This is a genomic window from Streptomyces vulcanius (assembly GCF_042653945.1).
Lineage (GTDB): Bacteria > Actinomycetota > Actinomycetes > Streptomycetales > Streptomycetaceae > Streptomyces > Streptomyces mangrovi.
The window spans coordinates 60,810-82,028 of sequence record NZ_JBHSFK010000051.1; the positions used below are offsets into that span (position 1 = coordinate 60,810).

Annotated in this window: 16 protein-coding genes and 1 pseudogene; 8 read left to right on the top strand and 9 right to left on the bottom strand. The window is 72.7% G+C overall.

Going from position 1 to position 21,219, the window contains the following annotated elements:
• Nucleotides 1-134 precede the first annotated feature (134 nt).
• The gene (locus ACFPIH_RS48245; RefSeq protein WP_381173304.1) at nt 135-1,655 is read left to right on the top strand and encodes an MFS transporter; all 1,521 of its coding nucleotides are present in this window, start codon (nt 135-137) and stop codon (nt 1,653-1,655) included.
• Nucleotides 1,656-1,729: 74 nt separating this feature from the next.
• On the opposite strand, the pseudogene ACFPIH_RS48250 reads toward ACFPIH_RS48245, so the two are convergent.
• Nucleotides 1,730-2,635: pseudogene (locus tag ACFPIH_RS48250) on the bottom strand (RNA-guided endonuclease InsQ/TnpB family protein); the annotation flags it as partial.
• Nucleotides 2,636-2,679: 44 nt separating this feature from the next.
• On the opposite strand from ACFPIH_RS48250, the gene ACFPIH_RS48255 reads away from it, so the two are divergent.
• Both ACFPIH_RS48255 and ACFPIH_RS48260 read left to right on the top strand, forming a co-directional pair.
• Nucleotides 2,680-3,222, top strand: coding sequence for an SRPBCC family protein (locus ACFPIH_RS48255; RefSeq protein WP_381173307.1), 543 nt, complete (start codon nt 2,680-2,682; stop codon nt 3,220-3,222).
• Nucleotides 3,219-3,599 carry a YrdB family protein gene (locus tag ACFPIH_RS48260; protein WP_381173310.1) on the top strand — a complete coding sequence of 127 codons (381 nt, stop codon included), beginning with the start codon at nt 3,219-3,221 and terminating at the stop codon, nt 3,597-3,599. The genes ACFPIH_RS48255 and ACFPIH_RS48260 overlap by 4 nt, the downstream gene beginning before the upstream one ends.
• A 56-nt stretch (nt 3,600-3,655) precedes the next feature.
• On the opposite strand, the gene ACFPIH_RS48265 is transcribed toward ACFPIH_RS48260, so the two are convergent.
• Together ACFPIH_RS48265 and ACFPIH_RS48270 are read right to left on the bottom strand one after the other, a co-directional pair.
• Entirely contained in the window at nt 3,656-4,435 is a 780-nt protein-coding gene (locus ACFPIH_RS48265) for a thioesterase II family protein (RefSeq protein WP_381173313.1), read from the bottom strand.
• Nucleotides 4,436-4,560: 125 nt separating this feature from the next.
• Nucleotides 4,561-5,394: an AfsR/SARP family transcriptional regulator gene (locus ACFPIH_RS48270; RefSeq protein ID WP_381173316.1), complete on the bottom strand. Its 834-nt coding sequence runs from the start codon at nt 5,392-5,394 to the stop codon at nt 4,561-4,563.
• 253 nt (nt 5,395-5,647) lie between these two features.
• Between ACFPIH_RS48270 and ACFPIH_RS48275 the strand changes: the two genes are divergently transcribed.
• The 4 genes from ACFPIH_RS48275 to ACFPIH_RS48290 all read left to right on the top strand — a co-directional run bounded on the left by ACFPIH_RS48275 (nt 5,648) and on the right by ACFPIH_RS48290 (nt 12,017).
• The gene (locus ACFPIH_RS48275; protein WP_381173318.1) at nt 5,648-6,028 is read left to right on the top strand and encodes a TIGR04351 family putative TOMM peptide; all 381 of its coding nucleotides are present in this window, start codon (nt 5,648-5,650) and stop codon (nt 6,026-6,028) included.
• Nucleotides 6,025-8,802: a TOMM precursor leader peptide-binding protein gene (locus tag ACFPIH_RS48280; protein ID WP_381173320.1), complete on the top strand. Its 2,778-nt coding sequence runs from the start codon at nt 6,025-6,027 to the stop codon at nt 8,800-8,802. Before ACFPIH_RS48275 ends, ACFPIH_RS48280 begins: the two co-directional genes overlap by 4 nt.
• Nucleotides 8,803-8,889: 87 nt before the next feature.
• On the top strand, nt 8,890-10,698 hold the full coding sequence (locus tag ACFPIH_RS48285; protein WP_381173323.1) for a SagB/ThcOx family dehydrogenase: 1,809 nt from the start codon (nt 8,890-8,892) through the stop codon (nt 10,696-10,698).
• 80 nt (nt 10,699-10,778) lie between these two features.
• A complete protein-coding gene (locus ACFPIH_RS48290; protein WP_381173326.1) occupies nt 10,779-12,017 on the top strand; it encodes a sensor histidine kinase in 1,239 nt (412 codons plus the stop codon).
• Between the two features lie 46 nt (nt 12,018-12,063).
• On the opposite strand, the gene ACFPIH_RS48295 is transcribed toward ACFPIH_RS48290, so the two are convergent.
• The 6 genes from ACFPIH_RS48295 to ACFPIH_RS48320 form a co-directional block, all read right to left on the bottom strand.
• Nucleotides 12,064-12,681: a response regulator transcription factor gene (locus tag ACFPIH_RS48295; RefSeq protein WP_381173329.1), complete on the bottom strand. Its 618-nt coding sequence runs from the start codon at nt 12,679-12,681 to the stop codon at nt 12,064-12,066.
• A gap of 103 nt (nt 12,682-12,784) precedes the next feature.
• Nucleotides 12,785-13,783, bottom strand: a complete 999-nt coding sequence (locus ACFPIH_RS48300) for a ScbA/BarX family gamma-butyrolactone biosynthesis protein (RefSeq protein WP_381173331.1) — start codon at nt 13,781-13,783, stop codon at nt 12,785-12,787.
• 327 nt (nt 13,784-14,110) lie between these two features.
• Nucleotides 14,111-15,847 carry an FAD-dependent monooxygenase gene (locus ACFPIH_RS48305; RefSeq protein WP_381173333.1) on the bottom strand — a complete coding sequence of 579 codons (1,737 nt, stop codon included), beginning with the start codon at nt 15,845-15,847 and terminating at the stop codon, nt 14,111-14,113.
• A complete protein-coding gene (locus ACFPIH_RS48310; RefSeq protein WP_381173335.1) occupies nt 15,844-16,530 on the bottom strand; it encodes an HAD family hydrolase in 687 nt (228 codons plus the stop codon). Before ACFPIH_RS48310 ends, ACFPIH_RS48305 begins: the two co-directional genes overlap by 4 nt.
• A 176-nt stretch (nt 16,531-16,706) precedes the next feature.
• Nucleotides 16,707-19,034 carry an MMPL family transporter gene (locus tag ACFPIH_RS48315; protein WP_381173337.1) on the bottom strand — a complete coding sequence of 776 codons (2,328 nt, stop codon included), beginning with the start codon at nt 19,032-19,034 and terminating at the stop codon, nt 16,707-16,709.
• A gap of 34 nt (nt 19,035-19,068) precedes the next feature.
• Complete coding sequence (locus ACFPIH_RS48320) at nt 19,069-20,109, bottom strand: SMP-30/gluconolactonase/LRE family protein (protein ID WP_381173339.1); 1,041 nt, start codon at nt 20,107-20,109, stop codon at nt 19,069-19,071.
• Between the two features lie 167 nt (nt 20,110-20,276).
• Between ACFPIH_RS48320 and ACFPIH_RS48325 the strand changes: the two genes are divergently transcribed.
• The coding region (locus ACFPIH_RS48325; protein ID WP_381173341.1) for a 2-oxoacid:acceptor oxidoreductase family protein at nt 20,277-21,219 on the top strand (943 nt) is incomplete at its 3' end.

Sequence of the window (21,219 nt, forward strand, 5' to 3'; positions counted from 1 at the left end):
GGGTGGCTTTGGCCCGGCTAAAGACGGCGGACGACGGGGGACGACAGGGGTGACGACGGGGGCGCAAGCGGGGCTTCAGGAAGGCGGCCGAGTCTCGGGCGTACGACGTCGGTGACGCTGGAGGGAGTCGGGACATGGGCAAGGCGCCGGATCCGCGGCGATGGTGGATGCTCGGGGTGCTGTCCCTGGCGCTGTTCGCCATCGTCCTGAACAACGGGCTGCTGAACGTGGCGGTCCCGGTGCTGATGAGCGACCTGGGCATGAGCATCGGACAGGCCCAGTGGATCGTCGACAGCTACGCCCTGGTGTTCGCCGGGTTCCTGCTGACGGCGGGCGCGGTGGCGGACCGGTTCGGCCGCAAGCGGGCCACCCTCGGCGGGGTCGCGGTCTTCGGCACCGGCTCGCTGGTCGCCCTCGGGGCGGACGGGCCGGGGCAGTTGATGGCGGCGCGGGTGGTCATGGGCCTGGGCGCCGCGTTCATCATGCCGGGCACGCTCGCCGCGCTGGTCGACGTCTTCCCGGAGTCCGAGCGGGCGAAGGCGATCGGGGTGTGGAGCAGCGTCTCCGCGCTCGGGGTCGCCGCCGGTCCGGTCATCGGCGGTGCCCTGGTCGGGCACTTCTGGTGGGGCTCGGTCTTCCTGGTGAACCTGGCGCCGGTGGCCGTGGTCCTGGCCGGCGGGGCGCTGCTGCTGCCCGAGTCCGCCGACCGGGTGCCGCGCCCGCCCGACCCCGTCGGGGCACTGCTCGGCACCGCCGCGATGGCGGGGCTGGTCTACGGCATCATCCAGACCTCCGGCCACGGCCTGGTCTCGGCGCCGGTGCTGACCGGGCTGGCCGTGGCCGGCGCGGCCGGTACCGGCTTCGTGGCCTGGGAACGGCGGCACCCGCATCCCCTGCTCGACCTCGGCCTGCTGCGCCGCCCCGCGTTCATCGGCGCGAGCACCAGCATCCTGCTGCTCATGCTCGGGCTGGCCGGCACCCTGTTCGTGCTCACCCAGCGGCTCCAGTTCGTGCTGGGGTACACCCCGCTGCGCTCCGGTCTGTCCGTCATGCCGGTGGCGTTCGCGGTGCTGCTGGGCACCCTGCTGTGCCCGGCCCTTGACCGGCGGACCGGGCCGCGCGGCTGTGTGTCCCTCGGGCTGACGACCGCGGCGGCCGGTGTGCTGGTGCTCGCCCTGTGGGACGGCGGGTATCCGCCGGTGTTCGCGGGGCTGGTGCTGGTCGGGATCGGCTTCGGCCTGTCCATGGCGCCCACGACCGACGTCGTGATGTCCCTCGTGCCGCCCGAGCGGTCCGGTTCCACCGCCTCCCTGGACATGACCATGCAGGAGCTGGGCAACGCGCTGGGCGTGGCCGTGGTGGGCACCGTCCTCGCCGACCGGTACGCCGCCGCGATGACGGACGTACCGGGGGCGGCGGGCGGCACCCTGCACGAGGCCCTGCGGGCAGCCGATGCCACCGGCGGCGACAGCGGCCACTCCCTCGCCGACACCGCCCGGCACGCCTTCGAGAACGCCGCCTCGGCCGGCCTGACCGTCGCGGCCGTCGCGGTGGCCTGCGGCGCGGTGGTCGCGGCGCTGCTGCTGCCGGGGCGGGCGGTGTCCACATCCCGGGCCCCTGCTTCAGCCGTTCTCCAGCGGGAATTGCGACGCTGATACGACGGCCTGCTTTGTCCCCCCCTTGTTCAACACGCAGCTAGGAGAGATGCCGGTTGACTTCCTCCCTCGGCCTAGAGGCGGGGGATTCCAGCGGTCGCCCGCTGGAATTCCTGCTTCATCGACGACAGCCCCGTCCGGGAGGACTCCCGTTGAGGTCTTACACCGTCTCCACAGGCAGAAGCCGCCAGCCCGGCGGCCAGGATGTTCTGTGCCGCGTTCGTGTCGCGGTCGTGCACGGTGCCGCAGCTCTCGCACGTCCACTCGCGGACGTTCAGCGGCAGTTTCCCACGGACCGTGCCGCAGTTCCCGCACAGTTTCGAGCTGGGGAACCATCGGTCGATCACGATGAGTTCGCGCCCGTACCAGGCGCACTTGTACTCCAGCATCGACCGGAGTTCCGTCCAGGCCGCGTCCGAGATGGCGCGTGCAAGCCTGCCGTTCCTCAGCAGGTTGCGGACGGTGAGGTCCTCGATCACGACCGTTTGGTTCTCACGGACGAGTCGAGTGGTCAGCTTGTGGAGGAAGTCCCGGCGCCGGTCGGTGATCCGCACGTGCACGCGGGCCACCCTACGCCGAGCCTTCTCCTGATTACGGGACCCCTTGGCCTTCCGGGACAGCTCCTTGGGATTGGTGACCTTTTCCCCGGTGGACAAGGTCACCAGGGACGTGATCCCGGCGTCCAGGCCGACCGCTGTATCCATGGCGGGGGCTGGAACGATGGTGTCCTCGCACAGCAGGGACACGAACCAGCGGCCCGAACTGTCCCGAGACACCGTCGCCGTGGACGGCTCCGCACCCTCCGGCAACGGACGGGACCAGCGGATGTCCAGCGGCTCCGTCATCTTCGCCAGCGTCAGCCTTCCCTCCCGCCACGTGAACGCGGAGCGGGTGTACTCGGCCGACGCACGGGACTTCTTCCGGCTCTTGAAGCGCGGATACTTGGCCCGCTTGGCGAAGAAGTTCCCGAACGCCGCTTCGTTTTTTCCCCCGCTGAAGCCGGGGCCCACGAAGGAGAGCACCGATGACCGGTCAGCAACGCTCGTTTCTCGGCAGAGCCCTGTATGTCGGACCGTCGATGCGGACCCTGCACGAGCGGTACGCCAAGCACGGGGTGGTCGACGCGTCCGCCCCGGTGGTCGCCGCCTGCGAGATCACCGTCGACGCCCCGCCGTCCGTGGTGTGGGAGGTGCTCGCCGGTATGGCGGAGTGGCCCTCCTGGGTGCCGGGGGTCAGATCGGCGGACCTCGACGGCGGCGAGCTCGCCCCGGACCTGCCGTTCCGCTGGGTGCTGAACGGAATGCGCGTCAGGTCCCGGCTGGCCGTGGTCCGTCCGCACAGCGAGCTGTCGTGGACGGGCCTGCTCGCCGGGACCCGCGGAGTGCACCGCTTCCTGCTGGAACCGGTGCGCGGCGAGGCCACCCTGGTGCGGTCGGAGGAGTCGATCGGCGGCCCGCTGGCGGGGTTGCTGTACAGCAGCGACAAGCTCAAGGACGTCCTGACCGGCTGGACGGACGCCCTCAAGTCCCAGGCGGAGCAGGCGGAAAAGGCGAGGGTGACCCGGTGACCCTTTCGCTGGCGTACAACCCGGTTTTCCTGACCCTGCGGTTCCTGCTCGAGGTGTTCGCGCTGTGCTGCTTCGCCGTGTGGGGCTGGCGGAAGGTGCCGGGGCCGCTGCGGATCGTCGCCGCGGTCCTGATCCCCGTGGCGGTCGCGATGCTGTGGGGCAACTTCGCCACCGCGGGCGACGAGGCGCGGTCCGGGGAGACCACCTTCGACACCCCGGGACCCCTGCGACTGCTCCTGGAACTCGCCGTGTTCGGCGGCGCGTGGGCGGCGCTGCGGCACATCGGGGCGCTGAAGGTGGCCCGGTACTACCTGATCGTGCTGGTCGTCTACCACGTCTGCGCCTACGACCGGATCTGGTGGCTGCTGCGGCACTGAAGCCATACGCATGTGTGGGGGCCCCGCCGACCGGCAGGGCCCCCTACGTGTGTCCGTCAGACCGCGAGCACCGACTCGTCGTACAGGGCCTCGGCCTCGTAGCGCAGCAGTACGTCGCGGAGCTGGTCCAGGAAGAGGGTCTCCTGCTCCCGGATGAAGAAGTGGCCGCCCGGCACCACCAGGATCTCGCTCTCCCGGGTGGAGTACCGGGACCACTCCCGTACCTCCGGCACGGTCACCAGGCGGTCCTCGCCGCCGGCGAAGGCGTGCACGGGGACCGGCAGCGGGGTGCGGTCGACGTCGCCCGCCCCGTCGCAGAGCATCAGATCGCCGCGGACGACGGGCAGCAGCGCCGCCAGCCAGTCCGGGCGCTCCAGGAGCACCTTCGGCAGCCCGCCGAGGACGGCCAGACCGCGCACCAGTTCCGCGTCGTCCGCGACATAGCCGCCGGTGATGGGCGGGGCGGGCAGATGCGGGGCGCGGTGGGCGCCGAGCAGCAGCGCGAGGGGCAGCCGGGCACCGCGGGCCCTGCGGTGCTGGGCCAGGGCGAAGGCGACGAGGGCGCCCATGCTGTGGCCGTACAGCACATGGGGGGTGTCGAGTTCGTCGTCGAGTTCTCGGTCCAGGTCCGCCACGAGCGCGCGGAGATCGGTGAAGCGCGGTTCCGCCATCCGGCCCTCGCGGCCCGGCAGTTGGACGGGCAGCACCTCCACCCCGGTCCCCAGCCGGCGCTGCCACCCCGCGTAGGCGGAGGCTCCGCCGCCGGCGTAGGGGAAGCAGAACATACGGAGTCGGCCGTTCTGGCCCGTGCCGCCGCGTCTCAGGTATCGCGTCATTGTGCCCGGGTCTCCTCTCTGTACGCGGTGGTCACCGGGTGACCGGGACCCGCGGTGACCTCAGAGTCGGGAGCGCCGCTTAAGGGCCGCCAAACGGCCCCGCAGGATCAGGAGGATGGGGCGGCTCAGGCGGGGGCGGGGGTGCGGTGGAGGCGCCATTCGTCGCCGCCCGCCGCCGTGGGGTCGTGGGACTCCAGGGCGGGATCGGCGCGCAGGATCGCCTGGTGGAGGCGCTGGAGGCGGGTCGACGGCTCCATGGCCAGCTCGCTGATCAGGGAACGGCGCAGCCGGCGGTACACGCCCAGCGCGTGGGAGGGGCGGCCGCAGCGGTACAGGGCCAGCATCAGATGCGCGTGCACGGTCTCGTGCAGCGGGTGCTGGGTGGCGAGGGCGGTGAGTTCGCCGAGCAGCGCGGTGTGCCGGCCGAGCCGCATGTCGGCGTCGATCCGCGCGTCGAGGGCGCCGAGCCGGTTCTCCTCCAGGCGTACCGTCTCCACCTCCAGCGCCCGGCCGATCTGTACGTCGGCCAGGGCGGGCCCGCGCCACAGCGCCAGCGCCTGGTGCAGCAGCCGGGACGCCTCCCTCGGGATGCCCTCGCGCAGGGCCGTCTGCCCGGCCACGCACAGCCGCTGGAACTCCGCCGCGTCGCTCGCCTGGGCCACGTCGAGGGCGTAACCGCCGTAGCGCGTGCACAGGATGTCCTTCGGGCCGCGCACGGAGGCGGGGTCCAGGACGGTGGACAGCTGACGGCGCAGTTGCCTGATGTACGTCTGGAGGGTGGCCGGCGCAGTGCGCGGCGGCGCGTCCCCCCACAGTTCGTCCAGCAGGGTGGACACCGTCACGACCCGGCCCGCGTGCAGGGCGAGCAGGGCCAGCACCTGACGGGGCTTGGCCGCGCTGGGTACGACGGACGTGTGGTCGAGCTCGGCGACGAGCGGCCCCAGGACCCGGATCTCCATGTGGTTCTCCCTCCAGCCAAAACCGCTCGGCTTTCTACCTCAGGGCGTTCCACAGTGGCACGGGCGACCTGGTCACCCCCAGTGACAGCTTCATCGCCCGCACATGAATTACCGAGGTGACGGCCCATGACGGATTCACATGGGAGCCGTGAGGAGAACACTGTCCTCCCCCGCCCCGGCGACCGAACAATTTCGAGTGCCGATCCACTCACGGCGACTCCCGATCCACACACGGTCGACTGCGGAGGTCCACGTGTACGAAGGCGTCTCTCTCACCCCCCTCACTCCCCTGGCATCCACTCCGACATCCCGGACCGACGGCAACGGAGCCCTCGGCCGGCCGCCGGGCCAGGAAATGCGGTTCGTGGAACTGGTCGCCCGCGCCTGGCTGGAGCCGGAGCTGGCGCAGCGCTACCGGGCGGACGCCCGATCGGTGCTCGTCGAGTTCGGCGTCGAGCTGGCCCCGGGCGAGCTGCCGCCGGCGCTGCCCGAGAGCCCGGTGTGCGAGCTGACCATCGAGGAGTTGTCACGGCCGTCCACCGCCCACGCCCAGCTCTGCTTCTGCTTGGACAGCCCGGCCCCGGAGCCGGACCGTACCGCCGTCCGCGCCGGGAACCAGACGGTAGTGCGGTGACCGCCCTCTTCGGCGACCCTCCCGCGCGCGCCCCGGAGACGACTCCCGGGACGAACGAGGGGCGTCGCCTGGGGTTCCGCAGCCACCTCAGGGCGGAGGTCGTCGCCGACGACGCGGCCTATCTGCTCTCCGACCGGGGGGTGACCGCGTTGCAGGGCGAGTGCATCGAGGCCCTGGTGCCGCTGCTCGACGGCACCCGGGACCTGCCGTCGGTGCTGCGTGACGCGGCCCCCGACATCCCGCCCGAGCGGGCGGGCCGGCTGATCGGCCGGCTGGCCCAGGCCGGCCTGGTCGGCTACGCGGCACCGGCCGCCGCGGGCGCCTGCGACGGCCGCGGCCCGTCCGCCCCGGCGCCGGCCCGCGCGTACTGGGAACTGGCCGGCCTGGACGGCACGGCGGCCCTGCACCGGCTGTCCACGGCCCCGTTGGAACTCCTCACGGTGGGCGGCGCGAACGCCGACGGCGTACGCGAGGCCTGCCGGACGGCGGGACTGACGGTGGTCGCCGGCGGCGCGGGCAGTATGGCGGGCGCGGGCACTGCCGCGGGCTCGGGGTACGTGGGCGGCGTGGTCGGCCCGGGCGGCGTGGTCGACTCGGACTGCGTGGTGGGTCCGGGGGGCGTGGTGGGCCCGGGTGGCGTGGTGGGTCCGGGCGGTACGGCCGCCTCGGGGCGCCTCATGAGCCTGGGCGGTACGGGCACCCCGGACCTTTTCCTGACCCCTGACGGTACCGGCGCCTCGGACCGTTTCCTGGCCCCTGACGGTACGGGTGCCTCGGACCGTTTCCTGGCCCCCGACGGTACCGGCGCCTCCGGCCGACTCAGGAGTGCGGGCGGGGCGGGCGCCTCGGACCGTCTCGTGGGGGGTCCGGACCGCGCGGGGGACTCGCGCCGTGCTGCGGCCGCGGGCCGCGCCGGCGAGGTTCCGCAGTTCTCGCTCGTCCTCTGTGACGACTACCTCGACCCCGAGCTGCGCGAGATCGACGCGCTGCACCGGGCCATGGGGCGGCCCTGGCTGCTGGCCAGGCCCGGGGGGTCCATCGCCTGGATCGGCCCGGTGTTCCGGCCGGGGTCGGGGCCCTGCTGGACGTGTCTGGCGCACCGGCTGCGCGGGCACCGGCTGTCCGAGGCGCCGGTACGGCGGGCACTCGGGCTGGCCGGACCGGTGCCGCGGCCGAGCACCCAGGTGCCGCCCTCCGCTGCCGCCGCCGTGGGACTGACCGTGCTGGAGGCGGCGAAGTGGCTGGCCGGCTACCGGCATCCCGGCCAGTCCGCCGTGCTGACCCTGGACACGCTCTCCCTGACGACCCGTCACCACGAGCTGAGACGCCGCCCCCAGTGCCCGGACTGCGGCGATCCCGGGCTGGTCGCCCGGCAGGTGCGGCAGCCGGTGACGCTCGTCTCGCGGCCCAAGGCACCGTACGCCGGGGGCGGGCATCGCGCGCTCTCCGTGCAGGAGGTGCGCGACCGGTACTGGCATCTGGTCAGCCCGGTGACCGGGGTCATCGAGGACGTCCGCCGGGACTCGCGGGCACCGGCCGGTCTGCACTGCTACCTCTCCGGCCGCAACCCCGCGCTCGGCGGCAGCGACCTGAACCGGCTGCGGGCCGGACTGCGTCAGCTCAGCGGCGGCAAGGGCGCGACCGCGCTGGACGCCGAGGTCAGCGCGATGTGCGAGGCGCTGGAGCGCTACAGCGGCACCCTGCAGGGGGACGAGCCGCGGACCCGGGACAGTCTGCGGGGGCTGGGCGACGCGGCCGTCTCCCCGGACGCGTGCCAGCTGTTCGCGGCCCGGCAGTTCCGTGACCGCGACCGGTGGAACGCGCTGCACGACTCCTTCCAGTACGTGCCCGAGCCCTTCGACGACCGGGCCGCGGTCGACTGGACGCCCGTGTGGTCGCTCACCGAGCGGCGGCAACGGCTGCTGCCGACCGGGATGTTGTACTTCCCGGGCGCGCTCGACGGGTCCGCCTCCCCGGTGGCGGGCCGCCGTTCCCTGTGCGCGGACTCCAACGGCAGTGCCGCGGGCAGCAGTACGGAGGACGCGATCCTGCACGGCTTCCTGGAGCTCGTCGAGCGGGACGCGGTGGCCCTGTGGTGGTACAACCGCACCAGCCAGCCCGGCGTACGACTCACCGGGCCCGGCGGCTTCGGGGACCGGTGGAGTGAGGAACTCGTCGGCGTGTACCGGGAGTTGCACCGCGAGGTGTGGGTCCTGGACCTCACCTCCGACCTCGGTGTGCCGGTGTTCGCCGCGCTGTCCCGCCGTACCGACAAGCCGGCCGAGGACATCATGTTCGGCTTCGGCGCGCACTTCGACCCGGCCGTCGCGCTGCGCCGCGCCCTGACCGAGATGAACCAGCTGCTGCCGGTGGTGGCCGGCGCCCGTCCCGACGGCACCGGGTACGGCTCGACGGCCGCCGCGCCGCTGGGCTGGTGGTGGGGCGCGACCGTCCGCAACCAGCCCTACCTGCTGCCCGATCCGGTCCGGCCGCCCCGTGGTCCGGCCGACTTCGGGCACCGGTACCGTACGGATCTGCGCGAGGACGTGGACGCCGTCGTCGACCTGCTGCGCGAGCGCGGCATGGACCTGCTGGTCCTCGACCAGACCAGGCCCGACATCGGGATTCCGGTGATGAAGGTCGTCGTACCGGGACTGCGCCACTTCTGGGCCCGGTTCGCGCCGGGCCGGCTGTTCGACGTACCGGTCCGGCTGGGCCGGCTGTCCGCCCCGACACCGTACGACGCTCTGAACCCCGTACCGCTGTTCGTCTGAACCATCTGCTGAACCGTCTGCGCACCACGTCTGAACCAAGCGGTGACCCCCACCACCGTCGATTCGAGCATTACTCAGGAGTCCGCCATGTCCGCCGAGAGGCCCAGCAGCACCGCCGTGACCGCACCGACCGAGAGTCGCTGTGTCGGCCTCTGGTCGCTCCGTGAGGACGTCCTGGTGGACATGGCCTGCCCGGCCAGTCCCGTGGTGCTGTCCGGCCGGTGGGGGGAGGTCCGGCTGCACCAGGCGGGCCCCGCGGTGCGGGAGGCCCTGCGCCGGATGAGCCTCGGGCCGATCTCGCTGGCCAACGTGGTCACCGAGGCGGTGGCCGAGCGTGCCGTGCGCCCCTCCTCCCCCGGGGGGCGCACGGCCACCTGTCCGACCGCCCTGGGGCCGGACGCCGAGATCCTGATGATGCTGCACCGGCTCCAGCACCTGGTCGTGCGCTCGCTGACCATCGAGGGTTCCGACCACCTCCTCATGTCCGTCATCCCGATCGCCCAGTCGGCCCGGTACGCGCCGGTCGCGGCCGACCGGCACCGTCCGGTACGGCTGTCCCGCTTCGCGTTCCTGCGCACCGAGGGCGATGACTTCGTCCTGGAGTCCCCGGCGGCGCTGTACCGGGTGGTGCTGCACGGCCCGGAGGCGGCCTGGGTGATCGGCATGCTCGGCCGCCCGGTCACGGTGGCGGACATGGCGGCCACCGTCCCCCTCCCCGCCACAGCCATCCTGGGCATCACCAGCCACCTCCTGGCCACGGGCCTGGCCATCGCAGCGGAACCCGCCCCCGGGGAGCCGACCTCACACGGGGACACCGCGCCGACGAGCGACACCACGCCGGCCCGGACCGCCACGTCGGCCGGGGGCACCGCGTCGGACGAGTGCGGCGAGACGTCCGGGGACGGCGCGATGGACGACTGTGGTGACACAACGGCGGGGAGGAGTGTTGCCGATGTGCTGGTCTCGGCGAGGAAGGCGGCCGAGGAGGCTGCCCGGGCGAAGCGCACTGCCGCCGTCCCGGTGTTCGCCGAGGACCACGACCCCGCGCTGCTGTCCTGGTCCGCCGTCGATCTGCTCTTTCACTCACGGTCCACGCTGGGGCGGCACGACGCCGACTTCGGGGCGACGTATCCGCTCGCGGACCGCATGGGTCCCGCCCCGGCCGTGAAGCCGCTGCCGGACGGGCCGCGGCTGGCGCTGCCCCGGCCCTCGCTCAGCGAGGTGGCGGCCGGTGATCCGCCGCTGACCGAGGTGGTGGAGAAGCGCCACAGCATCCGCTCGTACGGCCCGACCCGGCTCACGGCCGCCGTGCTGGGCGAGTTCCTGTACCGGGCGGTGCGCATCCGCGACCTGTACGAGCCGCGCGACAAGGGCGAGCACAACGAGGCGTACACCGACCGCCCCTACCCCAGCGGCGGGCGCGCCTACGAGCTCGAGTTCTACCTCACCGTCCGGGACTGCGCGGGCGTCCCCACCGGCACCCACTACTACGCCCCGCTGGAGCACTGCCTGGTGCACCTCGACGACGGCGAGGCGGGCGCCGCCGGCTCGTCCGTGTCGGAGCTGTTCGCCGAGGCGCAGATCACCGCCGGCCTGGCCGACCCGCCCTCCGTGGTCATCACCATCACCTCGCGCATCCACCGCCTGTCGTGGAAGTACAGCGGCCTGCCCTACGCCCTGACCCTCAAGCACGTCGGCGCGGTGACGCAGAACCTGTACCTGATCGGCACCGCGATGGGCCTGGCCTCCTGCGCCCTGGGCAGCGGCGACATCGAGCTGGCCGCCCGCACCACCGGCACGGACTGGCGGACCGAGCCGAGCGTCGGCGGCTTCGTGCTTGGCATTCCGCCCATGTCATCACCAAATCCTCGCCAGACCCACGCAATTAGTCCGTGAGTCATGCACCCATTGCTTGAGTTTCAAGTACCCCGCATACACTGAGCACTCCTTTGGCTACGTTTGCGTAAGGGGCGTTCATGGGGGAAGCCGTGCCGCGTCCACGAAGATCCACCGACAATCCCTTACGGGAGTTGGGTCCCGTCGGCGGAGGCCCGGGCCTCTCGGCAGCGGTGCGCGCACTGGGCGTCAACGCCCCGCCGCCCCAACTCGCCCTGGGCGTCGTGCTGATCGTGGAGTGCGGCTTCGTCCTGATCGGCTTCCTGAACATCCTGGACGGGAGACCGGGCGCCCTCACCCTCGCCGCGTCGGCGCTCGGCTTCGTCGCCGTCTTCCTCCTCCAGCTCGTGCACACGGCCGAACGGCTGCGGGAGTTCCGGACGCGCTGGTACCGGTGGACCCTCACCCTCCAGGCGCTGCTGACGTATCTCCCGCTGCTCGCCCTGGGGTTCGGGTGGGGCGGCATGGCCGGCTTCCTGGGTGCCTCGCTGCTGCTGGTGCTGCGGCCGAAGGTGGCCTGGCCGCTGTTCGGACTCGTCGCCGCGGTGGCCTGGGCCACCGGCCCGCTGCTGGGCATGAACGCCAGCGGCTCGGTGTACATCGCCGTCTCCACCGTGCTGACCGGACTGATCGTGTACGGCCTCAACCGGCTGGCCCAGCTGGTGGGCGAGGTGCACGCGGCGCAGGCGGAACTGGCCCGGCTGGCCGTCACACAGGAACGTCTGCGGTTCGCCCGGGACCTGCACGACCTGCTCGGCTACAGCCTGTCGGCGGTGACCCTCAAGAGCGAACTGGCCTGCCGGCTCGTCTCCGCGGACCCCGAGCGCGCCCTGGACGAGCTGAGGAGCATCCTCGACATCTCCCGGCAGGCGCTGTCCGACGTCCGTACCGTCGCCCGCGGCTACCGGGACATGTCGCTGACCACGGAGGCGGTGTCGGCGCAGGCGGTGCTGGAGGCGGCCGGGATACAGGTGACGGCGGACTTCCGCGGCGAGCCCGCCGAGGGCGACGTGGACACCATCATGGCCACCGTGCTGCGGGAGGGCATCACCAACCTGCTGCGGCACAGCAAGGCGGAGAACTGCCGGATCGAGAGCTGGATCAGCGACACCGGCGAACTGGTCCTCACCATCGCCAACGACGGGGTCCAGCAGGTCGGAGACGCTCTCTCGGACGCCTCGAACGGCAGCGGCCTGGGCAATCTCCAGTTCCGGCTGTCCCAGATCGGCGGCCGGCTCTCCTCGGGCCTGGACGAGGCGGGCTGGTTCGCCCTCCGCGCCGTGGCCCCCCTCCGCCACCCGGCCAACGGCACCGGCTGACACCCTTCTCGCACCGTCCCGGCGACACCGCCGGGACGGCGGTGTGTCACAGCCAGCCGCTGTCCCTCGCCACGCGGATCGCGTCGACGCGGTTGCGGGCGTTGAGCTTGGTGACCACGGTCGTCAGGTAGTTGCGGACGGTGCCGACCGACAGGAACAGCCGGCCCGCGATCTCCGCGGCCTCCGCGCCGTCCGCGGCCATCCGCAGCACCTCCGTCTCCCGCGGGGTCAGGGGGTTCTCGCCGTTGTCGAAGGCCGCGAGCGCCAGCTGCGGGTCGATGACCCGCTTGCCCGCGACGACGTCCCGCACCGCGTCGGCCAGCCGGTCGGGCGGCGCGTCCTTGAGAAGGAAGCCCCCCACGTGCGCCGCGAGCGCCTTGCGGAGGGTGCCCGGCCGGCCGAGGCTGGTGAGGATCAGCGTGCGGCACGACGGCAGTTGCTCAGCCAGCAGGGCCGCGGCGCTCAGTCCGTCGAGACCGGGCAGGTCGACGTCGATGACGGCGATGTCGGGCAGGCACTCCAGCGCGGCGCCGACGATCCGGTCACCCCGCTCGACCTCGGACACCACCTTCAGATCGCCCTCCAGGGACAGCAGGGCCACCAGCGCCCCGCGGACCATGTGCATGTCCTCGGCGAGCAGGATGCGTATCAAAAGGTCCCCCATCGGGCTCGGTTGGTCAGGCCGATCGATTTGACGGAAAGACTACTTGACCGTCGCTTTGCACGGGAGACTCACAGCGATCTTCGTTGAAAGTTCAAATCCGCTATCAGCTCCACTGTGCCACTTCAAGGCGCATCGCCGTGGTGACGGTCCTCTCCTGTACGGCTTCCACCGCGACGGGGGTGGTGAAGGAGCCCAGTTCCTCGTCCGACCGGAATCCGTCCACCGTGGCCCGAAGGCTGGTGATGCGGTCCAGTTCGGCGTAGTCGGTGAAGTCGGTCTCGATGGAGGCGACCGACAGGCTGTACGGGTCCAGTCCGTGCAGCCGTGCCACGGAGGCGATGGCGAGCTGCCGCGCGGCCTCCATCTGGAGGTGGCCCGGCACATGGTCCAGCGGGTGGTCGAAGACGTGCGGATGGCTGGTGTCCACCACCAGCTGGCAGGAGAACCGCCCCGGTTCGCCGTCGGTGACGGGCTCGGTGACGAAGACGTTGCGGGCGTCGCGCCGGCCGACGGCGGACGGCGCGGCCACGGTGAAGCGGGGCAGCAGGAAGCCCGGGTGGTCGGGCATCGGCCGTCTGCCGCGCATCGCCAGGTAGGCGGCCTTGGAGAGGATGAGCAGCCCGCCCTCGCCCCGCAGGGCGGACCGGCCGTCGACCGTGATGTCGCCGGTGAAGGTGAACCCCTGCACCCGGCCCGCCCGGTTGCGCCGGACCCGCACCCCCACCGAGACCCGGGCGTCGGCCGGCCGGGGGCCGATGCGCAGCGGCTCGAAGGCGGTGGTACGGAGCTTGAGGTCGCGGAAGATGAACGCGGACTCCAGGTCCACCCCGAGGTGCCGGTGGGCGACCAGCACGCCGGCCTGCCGCACCACCTCCACCAGCAGGGTGAAGTCGTACAACGGGGAGTTCTCCCCGATGAGATGGCCACGCGGGAGCTGCGCGGCGACCACGAAGGTGTCCTCGCCGGTCGCGGCGGAGTCGGTGACGAACACCTCGGCGATCGAGGCCCGGTGCACCAGGGCCCGCGGCACGGTCGCCTCGTAGCTCAACTCGACCTCGACGGCCGGGACGGGCTCGGCGGAGGCGGTGGTGGAGATGGTCATGGCGAGGGTTGGTCCTTCCGAAGAGAACTGATGAAAGCGCGGCAACAGGCGGCCGGCACGGAGCCGGAGCCCGGGAGCGGACAGCCGGCTCAGCGCCAGGGCTAAGAGGCCGGCGGCCGGCACCGGGACAGGGCTCAGGAACGGCCGCCACAGGGCGGGGCTCAGCAGCGAGCCGCCAACACGGGGTCAGAGCTCAGGAACAGGCGGCCAACACGGAGCCGGGGCTCAGAAGCGGGCGGACGGCACCGGGACAGGGACAGGGCTCAGCAACGGGCAGCCCACACCGAGCCGGAGCCCAGGAACGGGCAGCCGGCCCGGGGCCGGGGCTCAGGAGCGGGCAGCCGGTACCGGGGCCGGGTGCGGTGGCCGGGACGGCAGCAGATCGAGGAGCGCGTCGAGACCGGCCGCCCCCGAGCGGGCCGCGACGACCCCGTCCGGCCGCAGATACACACACCACGGCAACCCCGCACCCGCGCCCGCGCCGCCGAACGCGACCCCCCGCTCCCGGGCCACGGCCCACCCGAGCCCGCGATGCACGGCCGGATCGGACGCCACGTCGGGGGCCGGGGCAGGGCCCGAGGTCGAGGCCGGGCCCGGGGCGGGGTCTGTTGGCTGGAGCCACAGGATGCGTATCGCGTCTGCCGTGCCCCGGGTACGGACCGTCGCCGCGGCGTGGGCCGCCAGGGCGCCCGCCGTGTGGTCGCCGTGGATCAGGAGGGTGTGACGGCCGTCCGAGAGATGGGCGTGGAGGGACCGGGCCGTCGTGCCCTGGACCGGGGTGAGGGCCGCGTCGGGGGCGCGGCGCCCGAGGCGCAGGGCGCGCGGAACCGCACGGGCGCCGTCGAGATCGGTGACCGCCGGGCTCGCGGAGTGGTCGAGGTCGAGCTGGGCGAGCAGCGGGAGCGCCTTCCGCTCCAGCAGGCCGGTGGCGGACAGCAGCCGCATCACGTTGTCCCGCACGAACCGCGCCGCCGGGCTGCGCAGCAGCCACATCCGGGTCTGCTGGTCGCCGTTCGCGACCGCCCGCACGGACGCCGGCCGGCGTTCCGCCTCGAAGCTGTCGAGCAGGGCCGGGTCACAGCCGCGCACCACGCTCGCGAGCTTCCAGCCGAGGTCGTAGCCGTCCTGGATACCGGTGTTGAGTCCCTGGCCGCCGGCCGTGGTGTGGGCGTGCACCGCGTCGCCCGCCAGCAGGACCGGGCCCGCCCGGAAGCGCGGGGCGACCTTGGCGTGCACCCGGAAGCGGCTGGTCCACCAGGTGCCGTGCAGCCGCAGCCCGCCCGGACCGCGCTCGTCGAGGAGCCGCTGGAGCAACTCCTCCGAGGGCGCCTCCGTACGGTCGTCGCCGTCCTCCGGCTCGATGTCGAAGAAGACCCGGTGGCCGTCGGGCTGCGGGACGATCACCAGCACCCCGTCCGGGGTGATGTGGTGCTGCACCTCGGCCTCGGCGCCCGCGCCCGCCAGCAGACCGTCGCCGATGAGGAACGTACGGTCGAAGGTGTGCCCCTCGAAGGGGATGCCGACGCTGTCCCGGATCATGCTGCGGGCTCCGTCGGAGGCGACCAGCCAGGGCACGGTCACGGTCTCCTCGCCGCCGCCCGCCGCCGAACGCAGCGTCACGGTCACCGACTCGGCCGTACCGGACGCGCCCGCCCGCTCCACGGTCACCGCCGTCGCCTCGGTCTCCCACTCGACCGTGCCGCCGAGCTCGGTCAGCCGGGCGTGCAGGGCGCGTTCGGTGACCGGCTGCGGTACGCACAGCGGGCCGGGGAACGCGGTGCCGGTCAGCCCGCCGAAGCGGGCCACGGCGAGGCGTCGGCCCTTGGACCAGTACGACGCCCCGGCCAGCGGCAGCGCGGAGGAGGCGAGCCGGGCGGCGACGCCGACGCGGTCCAGGCACTCCAGCGCGCCGCTCCACAGCACCAGCCCCTTGGGCGCGATCCCGGGACCCGGGCGCCGGTCGACGACCCGGCAGGGCACCCCGAGGTCCCACAGCACACACGCGGCCGTGAGGCCGGTCGGGCCGGCCCCGACGATCAGTACCGGCGGTATCGGCCCGGTCATCGCAGCCCACCCCCGGCGGCCACCGCGACAGGGCGGTGCAGCAGTCCCGAGATCTCACGGATCGCGCTGTCGGTGTCGGCGAACCGCACCGCGCGGAAGCCGAGTCCGGCGGCGGCCCGGCAGTTCTCGTCGGTGTCGTCGACGAACATGCAGCGCCGGGCGGCGATACCGCCGAGCCGGTCGAGCAGGATCCGGTAGACGGCCGGGTCGGGCTTGCGCACACCCTCCCGGTGCGAGTCGACGACGACGTCGAAGAGCTCGTCGACCGGGAGCTGGGCGCGCCACAGCGGCTCCCACTCGCGGACGTTGTTGGTGAGCAGCGCGAGCCGGTAGCCGTCGCGGCGCAGGGCGCGCAGGAAGGCGACGAACCGCTCGTTGGGCCGCCTGCCGCGGAACCACAGTTCCCCGAAGCTCCGCCCGTCCGCCAGGATCCGGCCCGCGCCCTCGGGGAGCTCCGCCAGGATCCGGTCCACCATCTGCCGTTCGGTGATCGCGCCGGTCTCCAGCGCGGCCATCGGGGTCTCGCCGTGCCGCTCGGTCGCCGCGAGGAACGCCTGGGCGAGGTCGCCGGCGTCGATCCCGGCCAGTTCGGCGAAGGCGGCGAAGGTCTCCACGAGCGGGTTCGTCAGCACGCCCCCGTAGTCGACGACGACCGTGTCGAGGGCCGGTTGAGTGGATGTCATCGGGCTGTTCCCCCTTGCTGGAGCTGTGTGGTGAGGCGGGTCCGGCGTCCGCCTGGCGCCGTGCTCCGGACGCTAACGACGGGGACTTGCGGCCCGGCAAAGCGAAAGCGGGAGGACCCTTCGGAGGTCCTCCCGCGCTCTGGCGCCGCTGTGCGGTGTGCTGCTGTGCGGCTCGGTCAGCCGGGCGCGTGCACCGCCTCGGCCGTGCGCCGCGCCTCTGCCTCCGCATCCGCATCCGCCGGAACGGGCCGCGCGGATCCGCCCTCGCTGATGCCGAACCGCTCGTGCAGCCGCCGCAGCGGACCCGGCGCCCACCAGGTCGCCCTGCCGGTGAGGGCCAGTACCGCGGGCACGAGCAGGGTGCGGATGACCATGGCGTCCATGAGGACGGCCAGCGCCACGCCCAGCCCGAGCATCTTGGTGTTGGTGATCCGGGACGTACCGATGGCCACCATGACGACGGACAGCACCAGCGCGGCGGCCGTGATGACTCCGCCCGTGCTGCGGATGCCCTCCACCACGGCGGTCCGGTGGTCGAGCGTGCGCTCCCGCTCCTCCTTGATCCGGGAGAGCAGGAAGACGCCGTAGTCCATGGAGAGTCCGAAGGCGAGGCAGAACATCAGCACGGGCAGGGCCGTCTCGATGCTGCCGGTGGGGGTGAAGCCCAGGAAGTCCGACAGGTTGCCGTCCTGGAACACCCACACCACCGCCCCCAGCATCGCGGTCAGGCTCAGCGCGTTGAGCAGCACGGCCTGCACGGGCAGCAGCACGCTGCCGGTGAGCAGGAACACCAGGACCAGGGTGGCGAGCACGATGATCCCCACGGCCCACGGCAGTCCGCGCCCGATGGCCGCCTGGCTGTCGATCAGGGCGGCGGTCGTGCCCGAGGTGTACGTCGGGAAGTCCGCGTCCACCGCCCGTACGTCGCGCACCAGCTCCTTGCCCGCGTCGGAGACGGCCTCCACCCCGGGCACGACGGTCAGATACGACGTCCCGCCCGCCGTACGGCCGGGCAGCGCGGGCCCGCTGGTGGCGCCGCCGGTGTAACTGCCGGTCGGCGCGTCGACCCGCACCACACCGGGCAGCCGGGACAACTCGGCGGCGTACATGCCCAGTTGCGTGGCGCTCGCCTGCCGGGTGACCACCTCGACCGCTCCGGTGGGGCTGCCCTGGAAGCCGTCCCGGATGTGCTGCTGGACCACCCGGGGCTCGGCGGAGGTGGGCAGCTGCCGGTAGTCGGCGGTGCCGAAGTCGACGTTCAGGAAGGGCGCGCCGAGCAGCAGCAGAACGCCGAGGGTGCCGGTGGCGACCAGCGGTGCCCGCCGCATCACCCACCCGGCCAGCCGGCCCCAGCCGGCCCCGTCCGCCGCGGGATCCCGGTTCTCCCGCGAACGCCGGAACAGTTTCCGTACGTCCCAGGCGTCGATCCGCGGGCCGAGTACGGCGAGCAGCGCGGGCAGCACCAGCAGGGCCGCCGCGGCGGCGAGGACGACGACGCTGATCCCGGCGTAGGCGAGGGAGCGCAGGAAGTACAGCGGGAAGACGAGCATCGCGGCGAGCGACACGGCGACCGTGGCGGCCGAGAACAGCACGGTCCGCCCGGCGGTGTTGAGGGTGACCGCGAGGGCCTGCCGGGTGTCGCGGCCGTTCGCGAGTTCCTCGCGGTGGCGGCGCACGATCAGCAGGGCGTAGTCGATGGCGAGGCCGAGGCCGAGGGCGGTGGTGAGGTTGGTGGCGAAGACGGAGACGTCGGTGAAGGAGGTCAGGACGCGCAGCACCGCGTTGGTGCCGAGGATCGCGATCACGCCGATGCCCACCGGGAGCAGCGCGGCGACCGCGCTGCCGAACACGATGACCAGGATGAGCAGGGTGATCGGCAGCGCGATGGCCTCGGCCCGCAGCAGGTCCTCCTTGATCAGGGTCTGCTGCTCGTGCTCGACCGCGACACTGCCGCCGATCCGGACCGTGAGCTCGCCCTGCCTGCCGTCGAACTCCTTGGCGACGCGGTTCTCCAGAGTGCGGTCGGCGGCCTTCTCGTCACCGGTGAGCCGGGCGACCACCAGGGCTTCGCGGCCGTCCTTCGAACGCAGGGCGTCGGCGCCGGTGTCCCAGTAGGAGGAGACGCCGGTGACGCCCTTCTCGTCGGCGAGGCGGGCGGCCAGCGCCCGGCCCTGCCGAGCGACTTCGGCGTCGTCGACGTCCGTGTCACTCCTGTCGCTCCTGACCAGCAGGACGAGGTTGGGGCGGGCGCCGGGGAACTCCTTCTCCAGCACGTCGGCGGCGTACGCGGACTCGGAACCGGGGTCGAGCACCCCGCCGCTGCCGCCGCTGCGCAGCCGGTCGGCGACCCCGCCCCCCAGGACGACGGCACCGGCCAGCAGCAGCACGGTGAACGCGAGCAGCAGCCGGGGCCGGCCACCGGTCAGCCGGGCGAGGGCGGTGAACAGACCGCGGGGCGGGGCGGTTTCGGGGGGCGGGGTGTCATGGGTCGGTACGGGCGGCATGGGGGACTCCCGGGTGGGTGGAGGTGGGGGGATCTCAGCGGCGGCGCAGGTGGAACTGGCCGGGGGTGGCGGACGGAACGCCGGTGAGGATCTCCCGGAGCCCGCCGCTGACGACGTAGTCGCCGTACGGGGTGACGGCGATCGTCGTGGGGTCCTCGACCGGCCAGGTCTGGTCCGAGACCGTGCGGGCGGTGCGCCAGCCGTCGGTGGACTTCAGCACGACGACCGAGTCCCGGCTCTGCCGGCCACCGGACAGCGAGAGGTCGTTGGAGGCTACGACGAGCGAGCCGTCGGCGCGCAGCGCGATGCCGTCGATGGAGGCCGGCGCGCGGTCCAGGCGGACCTCGCTGACCTTCGGCCGGGAGGAGCAGGGGCGGTCGATGCGGAAGAGCCGGCCGCCGTCGTACTTGCCCATGAGGAGGAAACCGCCCGGGTGGTGGGCGATCCCGTTCGGGCCGGTGTCGTCGGTGAGGAAACGGTCGTCGCGGATGATGTGCAGCAGCCGGCCGTCGCGGCTGACCGTGCTGACCGTGTCGATCCCGGTGTCGGTGACGTGGATGGTGCCGTCGTGGCCGACGGTGACGTCGTTGGCGCGCGGCAGCTGCTGCCCGTCGGTGAGGTCGACCAGGTGGCGCACGGCACCGGTGGCCAGGTCGAAGACGCCGACGCCGGAGACCGGGGGTGTCGACGGGTCCACGATGCCCATCAGCCGGAAGAAGTAGTCGGTGTAGGCGGCCAGGATCCGGCGGCGGGGCGCGTCCACGGTGATGCCGAGTACCGAGACCTGGGCGAACGGGGCGACCAGCGGAGTGACCGAGCCGTCCGCCCGGACCACCGAGACGGTGCCCTGCGCGCTCGACCCCACGAGGAACGCCTTGCGCGTCGGGTCCCAGGCGACGCCCTCGGGGTACACACCCGGCGCGTCGACGGTGAGGGTGCCGGGGAGGGCACAACGGCCGGACCGGCCGGACTGTGCGAACGCCGGCAGTGGGGCGGCGGCGAGCGCGCCGCCGACGACACCGGCGGTGGCGAGTCTGAGGACGGTACGGCGGGAGGCGGGACCTGAGGGGTTCACGGTGTGCTCCTGGATCGAGGCGGGTCCGACGGTCGAAAAAAGCGTCCCGAGCCCGTCTGGAGAACCACTGAACCGGTGCTGAACCCCGGGGACTTTGGCCCGCCTCAAGTCGGCCCGCCTAGCGTCGCGCCCGGTAAGCGCTCGCAGAGCCAGAGGGGACGACTCACGTGACGGTAGACACCGTGGACATCGAAGTGGCCGAGGCACGCGCCAAGGACGTCCGCCGCCTCGACCGGGTGGTCATCAGGTTCGCCGGGGACTCGGGTGACGGTATGCAGCTCACCGGTGACCGCTTCACCTCGGAGACGGCGTCGTTCGGCAACGACCTCTCCACGCTCCCGAACTTCCCGGCCGAGATCCGTGCCCCCGCCGGCACCCTCCCCGGTGTCTCCTCCTTCCAGCTGCACTTCGCCGACCACGACATCCTCACGCCGGGTGACGCCCCCGATGTGCTGGTCGCGATGAACCCGGCGGCGCTGAAGGCCAACATCGGCGATCTGCCCCGCGGCGCGGAGATCATCGTCAACACCGACGAGTTCACCAAACGCGCCCTGCAGAAGGTCGGCTACGACCGCTCGCCCCTGGAGGACGGCTCCCTCGACGGGTTCCGCCTCCATCCCGTGCCGCTGACGACGCTCACCGTCGAGGCGCTGAAGGCGTTCACCCTCACCCGAAAGGAGGCCGAGCGCAGCAAGAACATGTTCGCGCTGGGCCTGCTGAGCTGGATGTACCACCGGCCGACCGAGGGCACGGAGAGGTTCCTGAAGGCCAAGTTCGCGAAGAAGCCGGAGATCGCCGAGGCGAACCTGGCCGCGTTCCGCGCCGGCTGGAACTTCGGCGAGACGACCGAGGACTTCGCCGTCAGCTACGAGGTCGCTCCGGCCGCCACCGCGTTCCCGCCCGGTGTCTACCGCAACATCTCCGGGAACCTGGCCCTGTCCTACGGCCTGATCGCCGCCTCCCGCCAGGCCGACCTGCCGCTGTTCCTGGGCTCGTACCCGATCACCCCGGCCTCCGACATCCTCCACGAACTCAGCCGCCACAAGAACTTCGGCGTCCGCACCTTCCAGGCCGAGGACGAGATCGCCGGCATCGGCGCCGCCCTGGGCG

Coding starts and splice junctions, on each gene's coding strand:
- ACFPIH_RS48245 (WP_381173304.1), top strand. CDS start 135: ATGGGCAAGGCGCCGGATCCGCGGCGATGGTGGATGCTCGGGGTGCTG.
- ACFPIH_RS48305 (WP_381173333.1), bottom strand. CDS start 15,847: ATGACCGGGCCGATACCGCCGGTACTGATCGTCGGGGCCGGCCCGACC.
- ACFPIH_RS48270 (WP_381173316.1), bottom strand. CDS start 5,394: ATGGAGATCCGGGTCCTGGGGCCGCTCGTCGCCGAGCTCGACCACACG.
- ACFPIH_RS48300 (WP_381173331.1), bottom strand. CDS start 13,783: ATGACCATCTCCACCACCGCCTCCGCCGAGCCCGTCCCGGCCGTCGAG.
- ACFPIH_RS48310 (WP_381173335.1), bottom strand. CDS start 16,530: ATGACATCCACTCAACCGGCCCTCGACACGGTCGTCGTCGACTACGGG.
- ACFPIH_RS48285 (WP_381173323.1), top strand. CDS start 8,890: ATGTCCGCCGAGAGGCCCAGCAGCACCGCCGTGACCGCACCGACCGAG.
- ACFPIH_RS48255 (WP_381173307.1), top strand. CDS start 2,680: ATGACCGGTCAGCAACGCTCGTTTCTCGGCAGAGCCCTGTATGTCGGA.
- ACFPIH_RS48295 (WP_381173329.1), bottom strand. CDS start 12,681: ATGGGGGACCTTTTGATACGCATCCTGCTCGCCGAGGACATGCACATG.
- ACFPIH_RS48290 (WP_381173326.1), top strand. CDS start 10,779: ATGGGGGAAGCCGTGCCGCGTCCACGAAGATCCACCGACAATCCCTTA.
- ACFPIH_RS48315 (WP_381173337.1), bottom strand. CDS start 19,034: ATGCCGCCCGTACCGACCCATGACACCCCGCCCCCCGAAACCGCCCCG.
- ACFPIH_RS48265 (WP_381173313.1), bottom strand. CDS start 4,435: ATGACGCGATACCTGAGACGCGGCGGCACGGGCCAGAACGGCCGACTC.